The sequence below is a fragment of the Cyanobium sp. NS01 genome, assembly GCF_014280235.1.
Lineage (GTDB): Bacteria > Cyanobacteriota > Cyanobacteriia > PCC-6307 > Cyanobiaceae > NIES-981.
This window is the reverse complement of sequence record NZ_CP047940.1, coordinates 2,480,411-2,502,943: the sequence shown is the minus strand read 5'-3', so window position 1 is coordinate 2,502,943 and position 22,533 is coordinate 2,480,411. Positions and strand designations below refer to the sequence as shown.

Genomic DNA, 22,533 nt, shown 5'->3' with positions numbered 1-22,533 from the left:
GCTGGGCCGCTGGCAGCTCCCGCGCCCGACCTGAAGCCTGCTGGTCCCCAACTTCAGGAACCTTGATCTGCAAAAAAAAAATGCCCCGCCAAAGGCGGGGCAGGATTGTGGAACGGTCTTTCGGAGTCTGTCCTCGTTTCGACCCGGAAGAGTCGTTCCCCACTCCTCACAAACATGACGTTAACGAGGGAATCTCAGGGTGCCAGGGGGCGTCGGTCACTCGTTGAACTGGCCTGGGGGCGGCTCAGCTGCCGTAGGGCACCACCTCAAGGGCAATCACGCCGCTCTGGCGGGGGCGCTGGGAGCTGGACTGCCTCAGCAGCCTGGATCGACTGGACAGCACCGATGAGCGCTCCACCCTGGCAAGGCCCCGCCGCGTGCTGCTGGGGCTGGACTCCGCCACGGGGCCAGGTTGGTTCAGCAACGGGGGTGGGGCCAGGGACGGCAGCGCCGCCAGCTGACCGCCGCCCCGGGCCCGGGCCAGCAGGACTGGAAGCGGCTCGGCGTGGGCCATGTAGAGATGCCTGAGGGTTTGCTCGCCGTAGGTACGGCGCTGGAAGGTCCAGCCCGGCTCCAGCTTGAGGCTGGCGAGGCCACTGGCAGGAGCCTTGCCGCTGGCCACCGGGATCAGGGTGGTCTGCTGGGGGTGGGAGGCCAGCAGCCGCAGGCGGCCGTTCTCGCTCTCCACCCGCAGCCGCCAGGGGTTGTTGAGATCGTCGTTGGCCACCCTCAGCGAGTAGGCACTGCTGGAGAGGTAGCGGCCGCACACGCCCTCGGCCACGTCGTTGTCGTAGGAGATCACCGAGCCATCCGGGTACTCCCGCCAGCAGGGCGGGGCCGCCTGAAGCTGCTCGAGCACGATCAGGTTCCAGCGGTTGCCGGCCAGGGGCTGGGCTACGGCGATGGCCTGACCGGGAGCGATCGGCTCGCTTCCGAACAGAGCCGCTGCCCTGGCGCCGCTGGCCTGGCGGCCCATCAGCCAGCTGGAACTGAGGATGGCGGCGGCACCTGTGGCGGTGATCGCCGTGCCGGTGACAGCGACGCGAAGCGCCATGCAGGCACGCCTGCTGACTGAGGCTCGGCTGCTGATCATGGCGACGCTCTGCCCTGATGGCAGCTCAGAGTAGAAGATCTGTCTAGCGACGATCTTGAGGATGTCCAGTGGCTGATCGGCCAGCGCGGGTGGTGGCGGCGGCCTGTGACGGGGCCTGCAGTGGCAACCCCGGCCCGGGCGGCTGGGGGGGGCTGCTGCGCTTTGAAGATGGTTCCGTCCATGAGCTGGGCGGCGCCGACCAGCACACCACCAACAACCGCATGGAGCTCACGGCGGCCCTGGCGCTGCTGAACGCTCTGCGCGATCTGCCCCGCCATCCCGACCTGGCGATCCGAACCGACAGCCGTTATCTGATTGATGGCCTCGGCAAGTGGATTCACGGCTGGAAGCGCAAGGGCTGGCGCACTGCCTCCGGTGGGCAGGTGCTGAACCGTGATCTCTGGGAGCAGCTCGACCGGGCCCGCCTTGCCGATGTGTCCCTGCGCCACGTGAAGGGCCACAGCGGCGATCCGGACAATGAGCGTTGCGACACCATCGCCGTGGCCTTTTCCCGTGGCCAGATCCCGCCGCTGATGGCCGGAGAGGTGCTGGCCACCGCCAGGCTGGAGGCCGAAGTGCCGGCTCCTTCCGGACAGGCCGAACAGGTCGTTCCCGGCGCTGATGGATCCGACGCCCCCGAGGCGGGCCTTGCCCCGGCGCCACTGCAGCAGTTGCTGACGCGGCTGGAGTGGGCCGACCGGGTGGCGGATCGGGGCTACGGCCTCTCCCTGCTGGAGCTTGCCCAGCTGGTGGAGCAGCCCCTGCGCACGCTGGAGCGCCGCAGCCGTGCCTGGACCTGGCGGGACTGGCGGGTGGAGCCACTGGAGGATGGCCGCTGGCGCCTGCGGCGCGGGACGGCAGGATTGGACGATCGGCCGTAGGCGGGTGTGATGGGAGATGGTGAGCAGGCCGGCGCCAAGGCTGGAGAGAGCGCCACAGGGGCGCTGTACGACCGCTTCGTGGCTCCTTTGCTCAGCCGCGATGCCGGGGCCGACGCCGAACAGCTCAGCCGCCTCACCCTGACGACCCTGGGCCAGGCCTCGTTGCGGCGGCGCTGGCCCCTGCTGAGCGGGGCCCTGGCCGGCCTCGGCCAGGAGCTGTGCCGGCCTGACCCGCGCCTGGAGCAGACCCTGTTCGGCTGCCGCTTCCGCAACCCGCTTGGGCTGGCAGCGGGATTCGACAAAGACGCCGTGGCGGCGGCGATCTGGCACCAGTTCGGCTTCGGCTTCGCCGAGCTGGGCACGATCACCTGGCACGCCCAGCCCGGTAATCCCCGCCCTCGTCTGTTTCGGCTGGCTGAAGAGCGGGCTGCCCTCAACCGCATGGGCTTCAACAACCAGGGGGCGGCCGCAGCGCTGCGCACCCTGGAGCGCCAGCGGCTGCCTGCGCCAGGCCAGCGCCCCGCGGTGCTGGGCATCAACCTGGGCAAGTCGAAGCTCACTCCCCTGGAGCAGGCCCCGGACGACTACGCCGCCTCTCTGGAGCTGCTGGCGCCCCAGGCCGACTACGCCGTGATCAATGTGAGCTCGCCCAACACCCCAGGGCTGCGTGATCTTCAGGACGAAGTGCTGCTGCGCCGCTTGGTGGAGCGGCTGCGGCGCTTGCCCGCCTGCCCCCCGCTGCTGGTGAAGATCGCTCCCGACCTCGAAGACGATGCCATCGACGCCATTGCCCGCATGGCCTACGAGGAGGGTCTGGCCGGGGTGATTGCCGTGAACACCAGCCTCAACCGCCTCGGGCTGGAGCAGCGGCTCCTGGCCCAGACGGGGCGCAGCCTGGCGGAGGAGGCGGGGGGGCTCAGCGGCGCTCCGTTGCGACGGCGTGCCCTGGAAGTGCTGCGCCGGCTCAGGGCCACGGCGGGGCCTGCCCTGCCGTTGATCGGTGTGGGAGGGATCGACTCCCCAGAGGCCGCCTGGGAACGGATCTCCGCCGGCGCCTCCCTGATTCAGCTCTACACCGGCTGGATCTATGGGGGCCCAGCTCTGGTGCCCAGGATTCTGGAGGGCCTCAGTCGGCAGCTCGGGTGTCACCGCCTGGCCCATCTGGGCCAGGCGGTGGGGGCCGGCCTGCCGTGGAGAGTTGGCTGATTGGTTAGATCCAATTGAGCAAGGATGGGTTAATTTCTGAAACGTTCATGGGCTCCCTGACGTGGTGCTCGTCGGGATCAAGGAGCGCTGGCGGCAACTGCGGGCTGAGCTGTTGCCCAGGATTGTGCTGCTGGACTTCACCGATCCGCAGTTGCTGGTGGGTCAGGGGTTGCGCAACGGCAAGCCTCAGGCACAGAACTGGAGTGCACCGGTTCCGGCCCGCACCCTGCGCGATGGCATGCCGATTGCTGCCGATGCCTTTGGGGATTTTGTCGGAGACCTGTTGTTGGAGCAGAAGGCTCCCAATGCGACTCTGGTGGTGGCTCTGCCCCGCCAGGCCTGTGAGTGGCGCCTGATCAGCTGGCCCGGCGGCGTCAGCCCTGAGGACCCCATCGAAGCTCTGCGCGAGCTCAATCCCGATCTGAAGCTCCCTTATCCCTTGGGCGCGGCCCGCATCGATGTGCAACCAGTGCCCGGTCGGGAGGGAAGGGCGGTGGTGGTCGCGGCGCCGCGGACCACGGTGGAAGCCTGGATCGACCTGTTCGCCATCGCCGGCTCAAGCCTGCGCCACCTGCTGCCCTCCCAGGCCTGCCAGATGCTGGCCCTGCGTGAAGAGCTTGACGCGATGGCCCCAGGCGATCTGCTTGGCGTGCTGCAGCCCACCAGCAGCGAATGCCTGCTCGACGTTTGGGTGGACGGGGCCCCCCACTTCCAGCGGCGGCTTCCCCTGGAGGCCACCCAGCTGGTGCCTGCCCTGCAACGCTGTCTGCAGTTCTGCCGTGATCAGTTCGGCATCACCCATGACCGGCTGCTGGTGAGCGACGAGCTGAGTGCCGCCGCAGCGGTGGAGCAGGAGACTGGCCTGGAGCTGGAACTTGTTGATCGGCGCGGTTTCGGCACCCTGGCGCTGGCAGGATTGGCTCAGGTGGCGTTGGCCCGATGAGCAGCGCCCCCTTCGATCTGTTGCGCGAGAAGCGCGAGGAGCTGGGCCTTCAGCAACCGGCGCTGGCCAGCCAGTCCGATCGCCAGACCATGCTCAAGGGCGCGGCGATCGGTACTGGCCTCATCGGCTTGTTGCTTGGTCTCACCGGTCTGGCGGTGCTGCGTGGCCTGTTCGTGGAGGCGGAGATCGATCGGCTCGCCAGGGCGGAGGCAGAGGAGCAGCAGCTCCAGGGCAAGTTCACCGCCAGCGCCCAAGGCCTCCGGACCCTGGAGCAGAGCAACACGGCTCTGGTCAACGGATTGATCGGAACCCGCTCCTCCTCAGCCCTGATGCGGGATCTGCAACAGAGGGTGCCGCAGGGGATTCAGCTCACCGACGCCCTCCAGCAGAACGACCAGCAGCAGATGCTGCTCAAAGGACTGGCCAACGATCCGGAAGCCTTCGTTCGGATCAATGCCCTCCAGCTTGTGCTCGAACGTTCGCCCCTGGTCGACGCCGACAAGGGGGTGACCCTGATCAAGGCCGCCCGTGACCGGACGGCGACCAACAACAACAGGGTGTCGCCTGCCGTGGAGTTCGAACTTCGCTTTGCATTTCGCGAGCCGATCCCTGCGGCGGCTGAAAAGGTCGTCCTCGAAGACCTGGGCGCCGAGGGCCTTTCCCGCCGCCTCGACCTGCTCCAGAAGGAGGGACTGCTGCCATGACCAATCTCCAGTCTTCCCAGTCCCATGAGGAGCAGATCCTGCGCCAGCGCATCCTGCTGGGTGTTCCGATCGGCGTGGGGGTCTTGATCGCTTCGGTGCTCAGCGCAGGCTTGCTGGTGCCCCAGTTGCTGCGTCTGCGTTCGGACTCCCAACGGCTTGCCGAGCTCCAGGTCCTGGAACAGAGGATCCCGCTGATCCGCCGCCAGCTCGATCAGACCGCCCTGGACAGGGACAAGGCCGAGCAGCAACAGCGCAAAATCCTGGCCCTGATTCAGGGCAGCGGCGAGTTTCTCACCTTTCTGAGCCAGATCGACCGCGAAGCCATCCGCAACGGCGTGCAGCTCGAGCTCTATGAGCCGGTGGCGACCCGTGCGGCTGCTCAGCCAGATGGCCAGGCGGAAGGGGAGCAGGTTCCACCGTCCCAGACCCCGCTTGAACAGGCCGGATTGACGGCGGAGCAGGTGCTGCTCAGCGCCAGGGGAAGCTATCCGCGGTTGCTCGGCTTTCTCCGGGCCGTCGAGAAGCTCAGCCTGCTGGCCATCCCCAGTGACTTCAGGATGGTTTTGGTCAACCCCGCAGCCGCCACGGGAGCCAATCAGCAGGGCCGCCTCCCACCCGGAACTCCGGCCGTGCCCGAGCTGAAGCTGCTGCTCACCTACTACAAGGTGCCCGAAGGAGGATTGAAGCCCCGGCCTGTCGAGGCTGCCGCCGATGCCCCTGAGGCGCCTCCGGCTCCCAGCGCTCCAGCACCTATTCCGCCGGCGCCGCCCGGGGTCGAGTAGGGCTCTAGCAGAGCAACACGGCAGGTTGACGTACTCACAGAGAAGCGAGTCGCTGCCGCATTTGCTACCGGTTTACTGGGATGGAGGCCTCCGTTTTTGTACAGCAATTGACTGTATTCGCCTCCTGAACGCGCGTAGGCTCACGCTCTTCCAATCCCGCTTTAGGTGATGGTGGTGCTGCGCGGTACGCGTTTAGGGCCTGCCGCTGGAAAAACCTGCTGGCCATTGATCCTCGCATCTGGCTGTCTTACGCTTCTACTGCTCCAGACAGCGGCTGGGTCAGCTCCGAGGGTGCCATCGGCGGGCACCATCCCTCCAGCCGAGGAGCTGACTGGCGCTGTTCAGCTCAAGGTGCGGCGCCTGCCGGACACGGTGGAGCTGGTGATTGAAGGCACTGGGATCTCGCCCCAGCTGCAGCAGAATTCGGATGGTCCCGGATGGCAGGGCCAGCTGTTCACCGCTGAGCCTGCGGCCTTGATGGTGGGTCCTCAGCGTCTGTCGTTGCCGGAGGTGGGCTTCCAGGCGATCAACTTTGATGGCGGGGGCACCTCGTTCTCGATCAGCGTCACCCCCATGCCCGGGGTCACCCTGGGCAGGCCTGTGGTGAGTGCCGATGGGCGCTCCCTGATCCTCTCCTTCCCCTCGCCAGTGCCCCAGGCCTCGTTGCAGGTCAACAGCTTCAACCTGGCCAGCCCAGGCGCCGTGCCCTTGCCCACCTATGCGCCGCCCCTGCAGCCGAGGGCCGTGGCGCCACCCCTGGGTGACATGGCCGTTGGCACCATGACCCTGCGCAACCCCGGCTTCGTCAATGTCTCTGGTCCGCCGGTGACGATGACCCTCAAGAATGCGCCGGCCCGCGACGCGCTGATGGCCCTGGCCAGTCTGGGGGGTTACGGCTTTGCCTATGTCGATGAGCCCTCTGTCGCCGCGGCGCCCGCTGGAGCACCGCCCAATCAGAATAATCGGCCCCTGTCGATTGCCTTCCGCGGCGAGTCCTATGCCCGCGCCTTGAATACCACCCTCCTGGCAGCAGGCCTGCAGGGAAAGCTTGAGGGCAACATGATCCTGGCGGGTCCGAATGCCCTTTCGAAGAGCTTCGGCGCCCAGGTGTCGAAAGTGTATCGTCTCAACCAGGTGGGCCCGAATGCCGCTGCGGATTATCTGGCCAACCTGGGAGCCACGGTCACCAAGACCAACACCGTCACCACCTCGGTCACCCAGGGTGTGACCCAGGCCGATGCGATCTCCTCCGCCCCCAACGCCCAGACCACCCAGGCCAGTTCAATCACAACCGTGGAAGCCTTCGGCGCCACCACTGGCCCCCTCATCGGCCTGCGAGCCACCACTGATACGCGCCTCGGCACGATCACCATGGTGGGTGATCCATCCGTGGTGGCCATCGGTGAGCAGTACCTCAGACAGTTGGACCTCAGGCAACGTCAGGTTGCTTTGAATGTGAGGATTCTCGATGTTAATCTCGAGAATGAAGCCTCGATTGATAATTCCTTCGCTTTCCGATTCGGTAATAACTTCATCGTCAACGATAATGGCCAGCTGCTGGGGGCCTTCGGTCGTTTCTTGCCTCCCGGGCAGGCCGACTTCGCACAGGCGGAAACCGTTACCCGTAACTCCTCCAACAGTCTTGCCATCACGCGGGGGCTGGGTAGGACTCTCACCAACAGCCAGCTACGGGATGTCAATCGGGCATTGTCAAGTGAAACCGGCTCACGCCTGGTTGAGCAGGACGGGCAGTTCATCGTGGAGCCGATTAACAATTCCACCAATCTCAGCTCCGACTCTCTGCAGAGAAATGTCAACAGGGTGCTCTCCCGCACCCTCGGACGCAATGTAGAAACATCCACTATCTCATCCTCAACCTTTACGGGCACCAGGAGGATCAACCCTGGTACCAACTACCCTGCGGATACGTTCTTTGATTTTGTCAGGGCCCAGATCGTCTCGGGTTCGACCAAGCTGCTGGCTAGCCCCACCCTGATCCTGCAGGAGAATCCTTCCTTGCTAAGGGAAGGGAATGAAATGTCCAGCGGCACGAATTCAGATGAAGTGCGGCAGGGTATCCGTGAATTTGGTGTTGATTCACCGATTGGGCGGCGCCGGGCCAATGAAGGCGTGGTGAGGGTAGGAACGAACGTGGTGACCAGCTACGAGACGGAAACTCCCGCCCAGGGCGGAAATGTGGTGTGCACCCCGGGGCTGGCGACCGCGGGGCTTGTGCTGGGAGCACGGGTGGAGAAGATTGATGACAACGGCTTCATCACCTTTGTACTTTCTCCGAGCGTTTCTGCCGTGACCGATCGCGAACCGGCTCCTGCAGGTTGTGGCTCGGATCTCAACATTCTCAGCATCCGAAGTCTGGATACCGGCGCCTTGCGGGTGCGCGATGGTCAGACACTCATTCTCACCGGTGTGATTTCAGACTTTGATCGCTCGGTGGTCAGCAAATGGCCGATTCTGGGGGATATTCCCTTGATCGGTCAGTTCTTCCGCAGTACTGGCAACCAAAAAGAAAAGCGTGAACTTGTGATCATGGTCACACCACGTATCATCAACGACGAAACGGGTGGCACGTTTGGCTATGGCTATCAGCCGGGTACCCGGCAAGGCCGTGAATTCCTCGGCAATGGAGACTTCTAATGGGCTGGTTTTACTTGCGGCGGCGCCATCGCTTAGAGGCTGATCTCTGCTCTTGCCTCTGATGATCCATCCGCTTTGAAGGCCCAACCCTCCCCAGAATCACCCAGCCATCAGTCCTCTGTTGGCGAGGAAGCTGCACAGCTTCTGGAGCAGGAGTTGGAGCGGGCCAAGGCTGAACTGGTGGAATACCAGACCCTGATTAACGAAATCCCCTCCATCTACGAGACGAAGTTTCGTCAGCAAGTTCAGCTCCTTGCCCTAGAAATCCGGCGGCTGCTTGAGGAGCGACGCTGCCTGTATCAGCAGCTCCCCTCCGGCCAGTTGTCCCTTGCTGAGAGCCCTGCGCCCCCTGTGGTCCTGTCCTCTCCAAGGCCTGAAGTCACAGCGGATGCTGCCCCAGCCAGGTCCGATCCACTGCCTCCCAGGCGCACACGGTGTTGGCGCATCGGCCTGCGCCGGCGCTGGAGATCGGCCACTCGGCGGTTGTCGCTGCGACAACAGTTGCCGCTGCTGATGACCACCACGACGGCAGTTGTCCTGCTGGTGGTGGGCGTCGACTCCCTGGGGCGTAGGGGCCAGGATGCCCGTAGCGCAGGGCGGTCCAGCGGGAGCAGGGTAGACAGCAAGCCTGCGAGCAACGTCCAGGCCGAAGGGGCGGACTCGGCCACTCCCAGCCCCAATGACCCGCCGGTAAGCCCAAAACCTGGCACGCAGGATCTACGGCTGAAAGCCGATGGACCCTGCTGGGTGGAGGTGGAGACAGTGAGTGGACGGGTTGTTCTCGCTGAACTGCTCAACAAGGGCGATCAGCGCAGCTTCCCCCTGGGGAAAGGCTTGCGGGTGCGGGCTGGCCGCCCTGATCATCTCGGGGTGGCGGCGGCCGGAGACGACGACTTCCGGCCACTCGCGGCGATCAACAATCTGGGCTGGAAGACCTTTTTGCCAGCCGAGGCCGGCTCAGCCTCTGACAAGCCAACGCCAGGCGGGTAAAGCGGAGCATGAAAACACTGAATACAATCGACTTCTGAGTCAAGTTCCCATGGCGGCCACCCTTTTGGGCCGAGAGTTGGCTGTGGGTGAGAGTCTCATGTTCACGCTGGCCTCCTTGACCGTGACATCTCGCTCGACCCGTACTTGACCTGTCGCTAACCGTTGCTGGAGACGGTGCCCTCGGCTTCACGATCTCAAACCTCAGCGACAAGGCGATCACGGCCGACGCCCACACGGCGGTTCGCTGATGCCGACCCCCACCGTCTCCAGCCAGCCATCTCGCGGACCGGCTCGCTTACCGCGCGGCACCTTCGGTGGCAACTTCCTGTTTGGTCCAGGGGGCTTCGGCGAGCTCTGAGCGCCAGGAAACGCCTGGCGTAGCGTCATCGGATTCCAGGTGTCTTCCCTTGGCAGCACAGCTACCCCGTCGCATCTGCTGCATCGGCGCGGGCTACGTGGGCGGACCCACCATGGCCGTGATCGCTGATCGCTGCCCACAGATCGACGTGACCGTGGTGGACCTCAACGCCGAGCGCATCGCCCTCTGGAACCACCCCGACCTCAGCCGCCTGCCGGTCTACGAGCCGGGCCTCGACGCCGTGGTGGCCCGCTGCCGCGGCCGCAACCTCCACTTCAGCACCGCCGTGGAGGAGGCCATCGCCGCCGCCGACATGGTGTTCCTCTCCGTCAACACCCCCACCAAGACCAGGGGCCTGGGCGCCGGGCAGGCCAGTGACCTCAAGTGGATCGAGGCCAGTGCCCGCACCGTGGCCAAGGCCGCCCGCGGCCACACGATCGTCGTGGAGAAGAGCACCCTGCCGGTGCGCACCGCCGAGGCCGTCAAGGCGATCCTCGGCTGCGCTGAGCCCGGCCAGAGCTTTGCGGTGCTCTCCAACCCCGAATTCCTCGCCGAGGGCACGGCCGTGTCCGATCTCGAGGCCCCTGACCGGGTGCTGATCGGCGGTGAGGATCCCGAGGCGATCGAGGCCCTCGCCGCCATCTACGCCCACTGGGTGCCCCAGGAGCGCATCCTGCGCACCAACATCTGGAGCAGCGAACTGGGCAAGCTGGCCGCTAATGCCTTCCTTGCCCAGCGGGTGAGCTCGATCAACAGCATCGCCGCCTTCTGCGAGGCCAGCGGTGCTGACGTCAACGAGGTGGCCCGCGCCATCGGCAGCGACAGCCGTATCGGTCCCAAGTTCCTCAAGGCCGGCCCGGGCTTTGGCGGCAGCTGCTTCCAGAAGGACATCCTCAACCTGGTGTACCTCTGCCGCCACTACGGGCTGCAGGAGGTGGCCAGCTACTGGGAGCAGGTGGTGACCCTCAACAGCTGGCAGCAGCACCGCATCGCCCGCCTGGTGGTGCAGCGCCTGTTCGGCACCGTCACCGGTAAGCGCCTCGTGCTGCTCGGCTTTGCCTTCAAGGCCGACACCAACGACACCCGTGCCTCACCCGCCATCCAGATCGCCCGCGACCTGATCGAGGAGGGCGCCCACCTGCAGATCCTCGATCCCAAGGTGAGCCCAGCCCAGATCGAGGCCGACCTCGGCCAGCCCCCCGGCGACGGCGAGGCCAGCTGGGCGCCCTGTGCCGCCCTTGAGCAGGGCGCGACAGGAGCCGACGCCCTGCTGCTACTCACCGAATGGCAGCAGTTCAGCCGGATTGACTGGGCCGCCACCGCTGCCCTGATGCGCAGACCCGCCTGGCTCTTTGATGCCCGCGGCAGCGCCGATCAGCAGGCCGCCCGCGCCGCCGGGCTCAGCGTCTGGCGCGTGGGGGAGGGGTGAGGCCATGCCGGAGACGCTGCAGCGCAACCTGATCACCGGCGGAGCCGGCTTCGTGGGCTCCCACCTGGTGGATCGGCTGATGGAGGCTGGCGAGGAGGTGATCTGCCTCGATAACTACTTCACGGGCCGCAAGGCCAACATCGCCCAGTGGATCGGCCATCCGCGCTTTGAGCTGTTGCGCCATGACGTGACCGAGCCGATCCGGCTGGAGGTGGACCGCATCTGGCACCTCGCCTGCCCGGCCTCGCCGGTGCACTACCAGCACAACCCGATCAAGACGGCCAAGACCAGTTTCCTGGGCACCTACAACATGCTCGGCCTGGCCCGGCGGGTGGGGGCGCGGCTGCTGCTGGCCTCCACCAGCGAGGTGTATGGCGATCCTGAGGTGCATCCCCAGCCCGAGAGTTATCGCGGCTGCGTCAACACGATCGGCCCGCGCAGCTGCTACGACGAGGGCAAGCGGGTGGCCGAGACCCTCTGCTTCGACTACCACCGCATGCACGGCACCGAGATTCGGGTGGCGCGCATCTTCAACACCTACGGGCCGCGCATGCTCCCCGATGACGGGCGGGTGGTGAGCAACTTCATCGTGCAGGCCCTGCGCGGCGAGCCGCTCACCCTCTATGGCGATGGCTCCCAGACCCGCTCATTCTGTTTTGTGGATGACCTGGTGGAGGGCCTGATCCGCTTGATGAACGGGTCCTCCACCGGGCCGATCAACCTGGGAAACCCCGGCGAATTCACGATTCGGCAGCTGGCTGAACAGGTGCGCGATGGCATCAACCCGGCCCTGGAGCTGATCTGCCTGCCGCTGCCCCAGGATGATCCGCTGCAGCGGCAGCCCGCGATCGATCTGGCCAGGCGGGAACTGGGCTGGGAGCCCAGCGTGTCCCTCGAGCAGGGTCTCGAGCCCACCATCGCCTTCTTTCGCGCCAGCCTCCCCATACCCACCCCATGACCACAGCTGTTCTGGTGACAGGGGCGGCTGGCTTCGTCGGCGGGGCCCTCTGCGAGCGCCTGCTGGCGCGAGGGGAGCGGGTGGTGGGCCTCGACAACCTGAGCCCCTACTACGACCCGGACCTCAAGCGGGCGCGGCTGGCGCGGCTGGAGCCCTTTGCCGCCTCGGGCGCCTGGCGCTTCGTGGAGGGGTCCATCGAGGAGCCCTCCCTGCTGAGCGCCCTGTTCGAGCGGGAGCGCTTTGACCGGGTGGTGCATCTGGCCGCCCAGGCCGGCGTGCGCCACTCGATCACCAATCCGGCGGCCTACATCCAGAGCAATCTGCTGGGCTTCTCCCAGGTGCTGGAGGCCTGCCGAGCGCAGCAGGTGGCCCACCTGGTGTATGCCTCCAGCAGCTCGGTGTATGGCGGTAACACCCAGCTTCCCTTCACGGAATCCCAGCCGGTGAACCACCCGGTGAGTCTCTACGCCGCCACCAAGAAGGCCAATGAACTGATGGCCCACAGCTACAGCCATCTCTACGGACTGCCGGCCACGGGGTTGCGCCTGTTCACGGTCTATGGCCCCTGGGGACGGCCGGACATGGCGCCGATGCTGTTCGCCAGGGCGATCCTGGCCGGCGAGCCGATCCGGGTGTTCAACCACGGCGCCATGTGGCGCGACTTCACCTACATCGACGACATCGTGGAGGGGCTGGTGCGTTGCCTCGATCAACCCGCCACCCCCAACCCGGAGTTCGATCCGGCCGCTCCCGATCCCGCCACCAGCTGGGCGCCCCATCGCCTGTTCAACCTGGGCAACAGTGAGCCGGTGGAGCTGCTGCGCTTCATTCAAGTTCTGGAGGCGGCCCTGGGCCGCCGGGCCGTGCTCGATCTCCAGCCCATGCAGCCTGGCGATGTGAAGGCCACAGCGGCCGACACCTCCCGGTTGCAGGCCTGGGTGGGGTTCGAGCCCTCCACCAGCCTGGAGCAGGGAGTGGAGCGCTTCGCCCGCTGGTATCTGGACCATCACGGCTCAGCGCGGGTCCAGAACCCTGCAGCGCGGCTTCGCCAGGCAGACTCGGTTCCCTTCGCCTGAACCGGGATTGGCTTCGCTGCAGAGTCTGCGCGGCATGGTGGACCTCTTGCCTGGGGCCACGGCCCTCTGGCAGTACGTGGAAGGCCGGGCCGCGGAGCACTTTCGCCGCGCCGCCATCCAGGAGATCCGCACGCCGCTGCTGGAGGCGACTGAGCTGTTCGCCCGTGGCATCGGTGAGGCCACCGACGTGGTGGGCAAGGAGATGTACTCCTTCGTCGACCGGGGCGAGCGCAGTTGCACGCTGCGGCCGGAGGGCACGGCGTCGGTGGTGCGGTCCGTGCTGCAGCACGGGCTGCTCAGCCAGGGGCCCCAGCGGCTCTGGTATGGCGGGCCGATGTTCCGCTATGAGCGCCCCCAGGCCGGCCGCCAGCGCCAGTTCCATCAGATCGGCCTGGAACTGCTCGGCTTTGCCGACCCCCGCGCCGATGTGGAGGCCATCGCCGTGGCGTGGGATCTGCTGGCCGATCTGGGGGTGGGGGGCCTGGCGCTCGAGCTCAACAGCCTGGGCAGCCCGGAAGACCGCGCCGGCTACCGCCAGCAGCTGGTGGCCTGGCTGGAGCAGCGCCGCTCTCAGCTCGACCCCGAGTCCCAGGCCCGCCTCCAGAGCAACCCCCTGCGGGTGCTGGATTCCAAGCACCCCGATACCCAGGCCCTGCTGGCCGAGGCACCCAGCCTGCTGGAGAGCCTCTGTGGGGCCAGCCGCGAGCGCTTCGAGGCGGTGCAGGCCGGTCTGGCGGCGCTGGCCATTCCGGTGCAGCTCAATCCCCGCCTGGTGCGGGGCCTCGACTACTACAGCCACACGGCCTTCGAGATCACCAGCGATCAGCTCGGGGCCCAGGCCACCGTCTGCGGCGGCGGCCGCTACGACGGCCTGGTGCAGCAGCTGGGCGGCCCGGCCACACCGGCCATCGGCTGGGCGATGGGGCTGGAGCGGCTGGTGTTGCTGCTCAGCCGCTCTGCCACCGCGGGCCTGCCCAGCCAGCCGCCGCCGGATCTCTACGTGGTGAGCCGCGGCGCTGAGGCCGAGGCCCAGGCCCTGCCGCTGGCGCGGCTGTGCCGCCGGGCCGGGCTGGTGGTGGAGATCGATCCCAGCGGAGCCGCCTTCGCCAAGCAGTTCAAGCGGGCGGATCGCTCCAGGGCCTCCTGGGCTGCAGTGATCGGCGAGGACGAGGCCAGCGCCGGCGTGGTGCTGCTGCGCGAGCTGCGCCCCAGCGGGGTGGAGGGCTCCCCTGCCGCCAGCGCCGATCAGCGGCTCAGCCCCGAGCAAGTCGCGGCGCGGCTGGCCCGATGACGACTGAGGACGTGTCCACTCCAGGCCGTCAGTGACCACGTGCTGGCAGTTGACTGCCGCCAACCACGACTGGACTGTGACCGCCGGCCTAGATGGGTGACTCGACCCTCGCGATCATTGCCGGTGCCGGCGTGCTGCCCAGGATGCTCTCGCAGGCCCTGAGGGCGTCTGGGCGGCCTCACCTGGTCTGCCGGCCCCATGGCCTGGAGGTGGAGCTGGAGGACGCTGAGGAGTTCTACTTCGAGCGCTCCATCTCCTTTTTCCGCTCGCTCGAGAAGCGCGGCATCCGCCAGGTGGTGATGGTGGGCAAGTTCCACCGGCCCCGGGCCCTCAACATCATGCGTTTCGAGGGCTCCACCCTGATGGCGGCGCCCCGCATCCTGGCCTCGCTGCGCAAGGGCGACGACGCCTCCCTGCGGTCCCTGGCGGAGATCATCGAGGAGCTCGGGCTGGAGGTGGTGGGTGTGGAGGACGTGGCGCCCAAGCTGTTGCCCGAGCCAGGCGTCTACGCCAGCCGCCTGCCCACAGAGATGGACCGGGCGGATGTGGAGCGCGCCGCCCAGATCGTGGAGGCGATCTCGATGGTGGACGTGGGCCAGGGCGCAGTGGTGGCGGGGGGGCTCTGCCTGGCCACCGAAGCCCTGCCCGGCACCGACGCCATGCTCGAGTGGGTGGCCAGCAGCCGGGCCCTGCCACCGGAGGCGCCCCGTTCCGGCGTGCTCTACAAGGCCCCGAAGCTCCAGCAGGACCGCCGCATGGACCTGCCCGCCATCGGCCCCACCACGGTGGCGAAGGCCGCAGCAGCAGGCCTTTCCGGCATCGCCTGGGAGGCCCGCGGCGCCCTGCTGCTCGATGCCGAGCGCACCATGGCCGATGCCGAGCGCCTGGGGCTCTTCCTGTGGGCGCGCCAGCAGATCCGCTGACACTTTGAGGCTGGATCGGCCCAGGCGCCGGTCCGACCTGCTTCAGGCCGCGCCAGCCCGCTCCAGCACTCCCTTGCTGCTGGGAATGGCGCCGGCGCGGCGCGGGTCGATCTCCGTGGCCAGCCGCAGGGCCCGGGCGAAGGCCTTGAAGCAGGCCTCCACGATGTGGTGCGAGTTCGAGCCCGCCAGCTGGCGGATGTGCAGGGTGAGGCCGGAGTTGTTCACCACCGCCACGAAGAACTCCTTCACCAGTTCGGTGTCATAGCTGCCGATCCGCTGGGCCGGGATCTCCAGGCCGTAACTGAGGTGGGGCCGCCCGGAGCAGTCGAGGGCCACCTGCACCAGCGCCTCGTCGAGGGGGGCCACGAAGTGGCCGAAGCGCTGGATGCCGCGCCGGTCGCCCAGGGCCTGGGCCAGGGCCTGGCCCAGGGCGATGCCCACGTCCTCGTTGGTGTGGTGATCATCGATGTGGGTGTCGCCCACGGCGCTGATCTCCAGATCCAGAAGGCCATGGCTGGCCAGCTGGTGGAGCATGTGGTCGAGGAAGGGCACGCCGGTGCCCACCTGGCAGCGGCCGCTGCCATCGAGGCCCAGCCGCACGCTCACGTCGGTTTCGCCGGTGAGCCGGTGCACGGTGCCACCGCGGCCGCCGCCGGGGCCGTCGTGGTTGAGGTCCGGAAGGGAGGACACGGGCCAAAGGGGCGGGACTGTACCAATCATGCCGAAGTTGACGGCCGCTATCCGTCCACAATCACGCCCACCGCTGCGGCCGCCGCGAGCGCATGCTGGAGGTGGAATCGGGTCAGCACCCCACCGCCGCGGTGCTGGGCTGCGCCGACTCGCGGGTGCCGGTGGAGCTGCTGTTCGACACCGGATTCGGCGACCTGTTCGTGGTGCGCAACGCCGGCACCCTCTCCACCACCGCCGCCATCGCCTCGCTGGAGTACGCCGTGGCTCACCTGGGCGTGCCGGTGATCGTGGTGCTGGGCCATGAACGCTGCGGCGCCGTGGAGGCGGCCCTGAACCCGGCGCTCACGCTCACCCCGAGCCTGGCCCAGCTGGTGGGCCAGCTGCGCATGGAGCTGATCAACCTCGGCGGCCACCACGACCTCGATCAGGCCTCCCGCCACCACACCCTCAATGCCGCCCGCAACCTGGTGGATTCCAGCGTGCTGCTCACCGACCTGCTGCGCGCCGGGCGGCTGAGCGTGGAAGCGGCCTTCTACAACCTCCACACCACCACGATCGACTGGATGGGGGCGGTGATGCCGATGCGCACGGAGCAGTTCATCAGCACCCCCTGAAGGGGCGGGTGCTCACATGCCGGTGATGCAGTAGCCGGCGTCCACGTAGAGCACCTGGCCGGTGATGCCCGAGGCCAGGGGGCTGGCCAGGAAGGCGGCGGTGGCGCCCACTTCGTCCTGCGTCACGGTGCGCTTGAGCGGGGCCTTCTCCTCCACGTTGTGGATCATCTCGAGGATGCCGCCGATGGCGGAGCTGGCCAGGGTGCGGATCGGCCCGGCGCTGATGGCGTTGACGCGCACCTGCTTCTCGGGACCCAGCTCGGCGGCCAGATAGCGCACCGAGGCCTCCAGGGCCGCCTTGGCCACGCCCATCACGTTGTAGTTGGGGATGGCGCGCTCGGCGCCCAGGTAGCTGAGGGTGATCACGCTGGCCCCCTGGCTGAACAGGGGCTTGGCGTGGCGGCAGAGGGGGGCCAGGGAGTAGGCGCTCACCTCCAGGGCCCGGGCGAAGCCCTCGGGGCTGATGGCGGAGTAGTCGCCCACCAGCTCCTCCTTGCCGGCGAAGGCCAGGCAGTGGATCAGCACATCGATCTGCCCCCACTGCCGCTTCACCTGCTCGAACACCGCTTCGATCTGGGCGGGGTCCTGCACGTTCAGGGGCTCGAACAGGCTGGGGTTCAGCGGCGCCGTGAGCTCGCGCACCTTGGCCTCGAAGCGGCCCTTCTCATCCGGCAGGTAGGTGACCCCCAGCTCACAGCCAGCGGCGGCGAGCTGCTGGGCAATGCCCCAGGCGATCGAGCGGTTGTTGGCGATGCCGGTGACCAGGGCCTTCTTGCCGCGCAGATCAAGGAGCATGGGGGGGAGCCGAGGTGGCACAGCGTGGGCCTGTCATCTTCCCGCAGCACCTCGCCTGGTGACGAGGCGGCTCAGCGAGCTGAACCCGTGAGCTTGTCCATGAGCCCCCCTGCTTCTACATCAGAGTTTTCGGTGCTCGCGATCATCTGCTGACTGGATGATCCCATTCACGTGTAGATAGGCCATCTGTCATGCGTCGTAGACGCATCCTCACAACGCCTTCAGCACTCTCCTGGCAAAGGTGTTGGGATTAAATCCCTTGCCGGGTGTCTGGCCCAGCCGCACGATCACCACGTTGCGGGAGGGCACGATCATCATCAGCTGTCCACTGAACCCCCTCGCATAGAACGTATCGCGGGGTAGATCAGGGAAACGGCCGCCCTGATTCAGCCACCAGTGAGCACCGTAGTTTCCCTCAGAGCCGGGGGTGGGTGTGATCGCCTGCTTGACCCAGCCGTGGGGGAGAAGGCGCCGATCGCCCCACACGCCATCGTGGAGGTAGAGCAACCCGAAACGAGCCCAGTCCCGGGCCGTGGCGTAGGCAAGTGAAGAGCCCACAAACGTACCGGAAGGATCGGTTTCGACCACAGCGCTGTGCATCCCCAGGGGCTGGAACAGGTGCTCATAGGGAAATCGCCAGTAGGCAGCATCATCCGACAAGGCCAGTCGCAGACCCCTGGAGATGAGATTGCTGTCGCCGGAGGAGTAGTGCCACAGCCTGCCGGGCTCCGCCTCCAGCGGCTTCCCCGCTGCGTAGGCAGCGGCATCCTCGCTGTGCAGGAGCATCTTCACAACATCCGTCTCGAAGTCGCCGTAGACCTCGGTAAACGCGAGACCGCTGCTCATGCGCAGCAGCTGGTCGAGGGTGATCGCCCGCCTGGGATCCTCAGGCAAGGTCCACTCGGGAACCTGAACCGGCTTGTCCAGCTGCAGCAGCTCCTCTTTCACGGCGATGCCGACCAAGGCGTGGGTGAGGGCCTTGGTGACTGACCAGCCGATCAGTGGTGTGGCGGGACTGACACCGGGGGCATAGCGTTCCGCCACCACCCATCCGTTGTGCACCACCACGACAGCGCGGGTGCGGCGTGGGTTCTGGGGATCGGGCTCCCGGAAGGCTTCATCCAACACCTCTTGCAGTTCCTGCACGTCTGGAGCTCCAGGAGGTGCGTCTGGCGAGGCGGGATCCAGGCGCCAGGGCATCGATGGGCTGGGCTGATCTGAGCTCACTGGCCTGGGTTGCTCCGGCAGGGAAACGGGAGGCATGTCCTGGTGGTACAGCGAACACCCCAGGTTCGATTGCCGCGTCGCGCGGGCTGAGACCAGCCCCCACAGGGCATCGGTGACCACCTCTCCCCGATCAGGAATGAATCTGGCGTTCACCAGACCGCGGGCCCGCGAGAGTTCAGCCGCCCAGAGCTGGGCATCGTCCATCTCTGCCATCAGGACCCCGCTGCAGAGGGTCTTGGCCACGTAGGCCGATCCAGCCTGGGCCAGAACGAGCCGGGCGCGAACCTGGATGTAGAGCGTCGCTGCGACCGTTCCTGACAGCCCGAGCAGCACCATCGAGGCCAAGACCATGCCTCGCCGCGTTCGTAGCCAGGTCCGGCAGCGATCAGGCATCTCTGGATCGTGTTGATTTTGGGATAGTTTCTTGCCCCGATGTTGGCAACAGTGTGGGCGTGGTCAGACCATGACCATGGCTCAGAGGGCAGCTGGTCCTGATTCATGCCGTCAGGCAGAGTTCTCCAGGGTTTCACGCGTTGTTTCCTGGAAGACCTTGACCCGGCCCCATGGCGCAGGCCACTGATCTGACACTCCTCAAGCCCATCCCGTGGTTTCCGGGGCTCTCCCTGCCGGAACTCCTTGCTGCGGATGGCTGCTCTCAACAGGATCAGCCCCTGCTGCTGGCCGTGAATCGTGGGGCTGGCATCAGCGCTCCCCTGCTGGCTGGTTTGGCCTGCACGCTGACGGCAGAGGAGAACTGCCGCCTTGGCGGCTTTCGCCACAAGGCGGATCAGGATCGCTTTCTGCTGGGCCGTGGCCTGCTGCGCCAGATGTTGGCTCTCTGGATGGATCAGCAGCCGCAGCACGTGGCGATCGCCCTGGGTCCGCGAGGCAAGCCCTATTGCCCCGGGGGGCCGCAGTTCAATGTCAGCCATTCCGGGGATCTGATTCTCCTGGCCCTCCACCGCTGCCGGCCTTTGGGGGTCGATGTGGAGCAGGAGCGGCCGGCGCTCAACTGGCAACCCATTGCGCGTCGCCTGTTGTCGAGCCAGCAGGTTGACGCCCTCCTGCAGCAGCCTGTTGCAGAGCAGGCCACGGCGTTTCTGCAGGCCTGGTGTCATCTGGAAGCCGAACTGAAGGCCGGTGGCTGGGGCCTGGCCGCGCCACCTGTGGGCGGATCGGCCGGCCTGATGGGCCACTGGAGGCTCTGCCTCGGCAGGGGCTATGTGGGGGCCCTGGCTGCCGGCCAAGCGTCAGATCCCTCGCTGAGCGGCTGAGGCCGATGCGCTGCAATGGCCTCAGGCTTCGTCGTTGGGCGAGCCGCTCGACGGACCCTGTTGCCTCCCGATGCCTCCCGCCAATGCTGCGGCTGATCTGCCCAGCACCTTCCTGGATCGGAAGGATTTGGAGCAGACCATCACCGAACTGTTCCCCTCGGCCTGGGGTGGGTTGAGCCCGATCCGCGGCGGCGGCGTGGCTGCCCTGGCCCAGCTCGCCCAGCTGGATCCGATCGCCTATGGCTGCAGCCGCAACCACATCGACGGCGCCGTGAGCGGCCTCTCGCCCTACATCCGCCATGGGGTGCTCAGTCTGGCTGAGGTACGCGACGCGGTGTTCCGCTGGCTGGAGGAGCGGGGCTACGGACGCAGCGGACAGCGGGCTGAGGGCCGGCAACTTGCCGGCAAGTTGATCAATGAGCTTGGCTGGCGCGACTATTGGCAGCGGCTCTGGAAGCAGAGAGGCGATGCCATCTGGAACGACCAGGAGCCCCTCAAGACGGGTCATCCCCCCGGTCGCTATGCCGACGCGCTTCCCGCTGACATCGCGACGGGCCGCACCGGTCTGGCCTGCATGGATGCCTTCGCTGGGGAGCTGCTGGGCCGCGGCTGGCTTCACAATCACGCTCGGATGTGGCTCGCCAGCTATGTGGTGCACTGGCGCCAGGTGCAGTGGCAGGCGGGCGCCCGCTGGTTTCTGCAGCACCTGCTGGATGGAGATCCGGCCAGCAACAACTTCAGTTGGCAGTGGGTGGCGAGCAGCTTCAGCCAGAAGCCCTACATCTTCAACCGCGCCAACCTGGAACGCTTTGCGGGAGACCGCCACTGTCGCGGCTGCCTGCTGGCTGGGGCCGGCTGTCCTTTCGAGGCCAGCTATGAAACCCTGCAGCAACGGCTGTTCGCCCCCTCGCCGGTGGGCCTGGATCAGAGCCTCCCAGCACCGGTGCAGCGACTCGCGGCTCCCGCTCCGCCTACGAGATCAGGCCCACTGCTCGGCCGCCCGCTGGTGTGGGTGCACGGTGAGGCACTGGGGCCTGCCAACCCTGCCCTGCGCGCCTGGCCCGAGGCGCCGGCGCTGTTCGTGTTCGACACCTCCCTGATCGCGGCCTCTGGCCTCAGCCTCCAACGGCTGGGCTTCCTCTACGAATGCGCCCTGGAGCTGCCGGTGAGCCTCAGGCAGGGGGATGTGGCCGAGCAGGTGCTTGCCTTCGCCGCTCGTCATGGGGCTGATGGCGTGGTGACCTCCGCTGCAGTGGATCCCCGCTTCGAGCTGATCCGTCGCAGGATTGCCGTGGTGCTGCCCGTGCAGGTGCTGGAGCCGGAACCCTTTGTGCGGCTGGAGTCGCCCCCCGATCTGCGCCGTTTCTCGCGCTACTGGCGCCAGGCCGAGCCCCTGGTGTGGCGCCGCTTCCTCACGGGCTGATGAGCTCAAGCCCTGGGCTCAATCCCCGGGTTCCGTGGCCTCCTTGAGAAAGGCCTCCTCCTGCTCGAGCACGGCGGCGGGATCGCTGAGCAGATCCGGCTCCTCCAGCAGCGGGAAGGCCTCCACCTGCACCTGTTCGGGTGTCAGGGGCGGCTCCAGCCAGCGGAAGCTGCGCTTGGGATCGGCCTCCTGACAGAGGGCCTCACTCTGCTGGCGCAGGGCCCGGCGCACATCGCTGCGGGCCACGGCCTGGAAGAACTCCTGGCGGCTGGCCAGCCCCGAACTGAACGGAGCCGTGCCGTTGCCGTTGAACAGCCGCGCCGGGTCGGGCGTCCAGCGGGGCTGGCAGATGCCGCTCTCGCGGGTGTCGGTGTCGATCCAGATGTGCAGGCCGTAGCCATCGGGCTGGCTCACCACCGCCAGGCCGTCGTGGGGCACGCTGCGCTGCAGGGGGAAGATCGCCCAGCTGGCCTGGCGGTGGGCCGGCACGCAGCCGGCGCTGAGCAGCAACCCCGCCAGAGCCGCGCTGGCTTGCAGGGAAGAGTTCTTTAGCGTGAGGGCAGGCATCGATGAAGGAACAGGCCCATGGCGCTGACGCCATCCACCATGCTGCCGTTGGGCACGCCCCTGCCGTTCGGAGTGATCAGCGCCCAGCTGGCCACTGGTGCTGCCCAGCAGGTGAGTGGCGAACCGCTCGACCTCGATGGCCTGGCCAGGGGGCCCGTGTTGGTGTTGTTTCTGTGTGAACACTGCCCCTTCGTGAAGCACGTGGAACAGGAGCTCAGCCGCCTGCAGGCGGATGTGGCCGGCCCGCCGCTGCGGCTGCGGATCCTGGCGATCTCGAGCAACAGCCTGCAGACCCACCCCCAGGACGGCGCCGAGGGTCTAAGGGCCCAGGCGGCTCGCCACGGCTGGACCTTCCCCTACCTGCTGGATGGCCACCAGGAGATCGCCCGGGCCTTCCGGGCCGCCTGCACCCCCGATCCCTACCTCTTCGCCCCGGCCGCCGACGGCGCTCTGCGGCTGGTGTATCGCGGCCAGCTCGATGACAGCCGCCCCGGCCAGGGCCGGCCCGCTGATGGCAAAGATCTGCGCGCTGCCCTCGCGGCCCTTGAGGCTGGAGGCACTCCGGCAGGGGAGCAGCGCCCCGCCATCGGCTGCAACATCAAGTGGCATCCAGGTTCAGAACCGGAATGGGCCCGCTGATCCCTGCCGCTCATT

At 67.1% G+C, this 22,533-nt stretch carries 21 protein-coding genes; 16 read left to right on the top strand and 5 right to left on the bottom strand.

Translation table 11 applies throughout. The features are described 5' to 3' along the window. Positions 1 to 244: 244 nt before the first annotated feature. Positions 245 to 1,054: a DUF3747 domain-containing protein gene (locus tag CyaNS01_RS13150; protein ID WP_186697483.1), complete on the bottom strand. Its 810-nt coding sequence runs from the start codon at positions 1,052 to 1,054 to the stop codon at positions 245 to 247. Positions 1,055 to 1,161: 107 nt separating this feature from the next. Here CyaNS01_RS13150 and CyaNS01_RS13145 point away from each other — a divergent pair, with 107 nt between their 5' ends. The 12 genes from CyaNS01_RS13145 (at position 1,162) to CyaNS01_RS13090 (ending at position 15,289) form a co-directional block, all read left to right on the top strand. Next, positions 1,162 to 1,974 (top strand): ribonuclease H, encoded by an 813-nt coding sequence (locus CyaNS01_RS13145; RefSeq protein WP_186697481.1) that lies wholly within the window; start codon positions 1,162 to 1,164, stop codon positions 1,972 to 1,974. Between the two features lie 9 nt (positions 1,975 to 1,983). Beyond that, entirely contained in the window at positions 1,984 to 3,180 is a 1,197-nt protein-coding gene (locus tag CyaNS01_RS13140; RefSeq protein ID WP_186697479.1) for a quinone-dependent dihydroorotate dehydrogenase, read from the top strand. Positions 3,181 to 3,244: 64 nt separating this feature from the next. Beyond that, complete coding sequence (locus tag CyaNS01_RS13135; protein WP_186697477.1) at positions 3,245 to 4,123, top strand: hypothetical protein; 879 nt, start codon at positions 3,245 to 3,247, stop codon at positions 4,121 to 4,123. After that, positions 4,120 to 4,827 (top strand): PilN domain-containing protein, encoded by a 708-nt coding sequence (locus tag CyaNS01_RS13130; RefSeq protein WP_186697475.1) that lies wholly within the window; start codon positions 4,120 to 4,122, stop codon positions 4,825 to 4,827. The genes CyaNS01_RS13135 and CyaNS01_RS13130 overlap by 4 nt, the downstream gene beginning before the upstream one ends. Next, positions 4,824 to 5,609 (top strand): hypothetical protein, encoded by a 786-nt coding sequence (locus tag CyaNS01_RS13125; protein ID WP_186697473.1) that lies wholly within the window; start codon positions 4,824 to 4,826, stop codon positions 5,607 to 5,609. Before CyaNS01_RS13130 ends, CyaNS01_RS13125 begins: the two co-directional genes overlap by 4 nt. 168 nt (positions 5,610 to 5,777) lie before the next feature. Then, positions 5,778 to 8,264, top strand: coding sequence for a type II secretion system protein GspD (locus CyaNS01_RS13120; protein WP_186697471.1), 2,487 nt, complete (start codon positions 5,778 to 5,780; stop codon positions 8,262 to 8,264). Between the two features lie 75 nt (positions 8,265 to 8,339). Further along, entirely contained in the window at positions 8,340 to 9,254 is a 915-nt protein-coding gene (locus CyaNS01_RS14340; protein WP_222934185.1) for a DUF4115 domain-containing protein, read from the top strand. A 407-nt stretch (positions 9,255 to 9,661) separates the two neighbouring features. Further along, the gene (locus CyaNS01_RS13110) at positions 9,662 to 11,041 is read left to right on the top strand and encodes a nucleotide sugar dehydrogenase (protein ID WP_186697469.1); all 1,380 of its coding nucleotides are present in this window, start codon (positions 9,662 to 9,664) and stop codon (positions 11,039 to 11,041) included. A 4-nt stretch (positions 11,042 to 11,045) separates the two neighbouring features. After that, positions 11,046 to 11,999, top strand: coding sequence for a UDP-glucuronic acid decarboxylase family protein (locus CyaNS01_RS13105; RefSeq protein WP_186697467.1), 954 nt, complete (start codon positions 11,046 to 11,048; stop codon positions 11,997 to 11,999). After that, positions 11,996 to 13,075 (top strand): NAD-dependent epimerase, encoded by a 1,080-nt coding sequence (locus CyaNS01_RS13100; RefSeq protein ID WP_186697465.1) that lies wholly within the window; start codon positions 11,996 to 11,998, stop codon positions 13,073 to 13,075. The genes CyaNS01_RS13105 and CyaNS01_RS13100 overlap by 4 nt, the downstream gene beginning before the upstream one ends. 7 nt (positions 13,076 to 13,082) lie before the next feature. Continuing rightward, positions 13,083 to 14,366, top strand: a complete 1,284-nt coding sequence (gene hisS / locus CyaNS01_RS13095; RefSeq protein ID WP_186697464.1) for a histidine--tRNA ligase — start codon at positions 13,083 to 13,085, stop codon at positions 14,364 to 14,366. Positions 14,367 to 14,458: 92 nt separating this feature from the next. Further along, a complete protein-coding gene (locus CyaNS01_RS13090; RefSeq protein WP_186697462.1) occupies positions 14,459 to 15,289 on the top strand; it encodes an LpxI family protein in 831 nt (276 codons plus the stop codon). A 42-nt stretch (positions 15,290 to 15,331) separates the two neighbouring features. Here CyaNS01_RS13090 and hisB read toward each other — a convergent pair whose 3' ends face one another. Beyond that, positions 15,332 to 15,979, bottom strand: coding sequence for an imidazoleglycerol-phosphate dehydratase HisB (hisB, locus tag CyaNS01_RS13085; protein WP_225875687.1), 648 nt, complete (start codon positions 15,977 to 15,979; stop codon positions 15,332 to 15,334). A gap of 92 nt (positions 15,980 to 16,071) precedes the next feature. Between hisB and CyaNS01_RS13080 the strand changes: the two genes are divergently transcribed. After that, positions 16,072 to 16,593 (top strand): carbonic anhydrase, encoded by a 522-nt coding sequence (locus tag CyaNS01_RS13080; RefSeq protein WP_225875686.1) that lies wholly within the window; start codon positions 16,072 to 16,074, stop codon positions 16,591 to 16,593. 12 nt (positions 16,594 to 16,605) lie between these two features. Here the strand turns inward: CyaNS01_RS13080 and fabI are convergent, their stop codons facing one another. After that, entirely contained in the window at positions 16,606 to 17,388 is a 783-nt protein-coding gene (gene fabI / locus CyaNS01_RS13075; protein WP_186697458.1) for an enoyl-ACP reductase FabI, read from the bottom strand. A gap of 210 nt (positions 17,389 to 17,598) precedes the next feature. After that, positions 17,599 to 18,966: a serine hydrolase gene (locus CyaNS01_RS13070; protein ID WP_225875685.1), complete on the bottom strand. Its 1,368-nt coding sequence runs from the start codon at positions 18,964 to 18,966 to the stop codon at positions 17,599 to 17,601. Positions 18,967 to 19,178: 212 nt separating this feature from the next. Between CyaNS01_RS13070 and CyaNS01_RS13065 the strand changes: the two genes are divergently transcribed. Both CyaNS01_RS13065 and CyaNS01_RS15005 read left to right on the top strand, forming a co-directional pair. Beyond that, entirely contained in the window at positions 19,179 to 19,889 is a 711-nt protein-coding gene (locus tag CyaNS01_RS13065) for a 4'-phosphopantetheinyl transferase superfamily protein (RefSeq protein WP_186697456.1), read from the top strand. Between the two features lie 70 nt (positions 19,890 to 19,959). Then, entirely contained in the window at positions 19,960 to 21,312 is a 1,353-nt protein-coding gene (locus CyaNS01_RS15005; RefSeq protein WP_186697455.1) for an FAD-binding domain-containing protein, read from the top strand. Between the two features lie 18 nt (positions 21,313 to 21,330). Here the strand turns inward: CyaNS01_RS15005 and CyaNS01_RS13055 are convergent, their stop codons facing one another. Continuing rightward, positions 21,331 to 21,879, bottom strand: a complete 549-nt coding sequence (locus CyaNS01_RS13055; RefSeq protein WP_186697453.1) for a hypothetical protein — start codon at positions 21,877 to 21,879, stop codon at positions 21,331 to 21,333. 18 nt (positions 21,880 to 21,897) lie between these two features. On the opposite strand from CyaNS01_RS13055, the gene CyaNS01_RS13050 reads away from it, so the two are divergent. Then, positions 21,898 to 22,518 (top strand): thioredoxin family protein, encoded by a 621-nt coding sequence (locus tag CyaNS01_RS13050; RefSeq protein ID WP_186697451.1) that lies wholly within the window; start codon positions 21,898 to 21,900, stop codon positions 22,516 to 22,518. Positions 22,519 to 22,533: the final 15 nt, after the last annotated feature.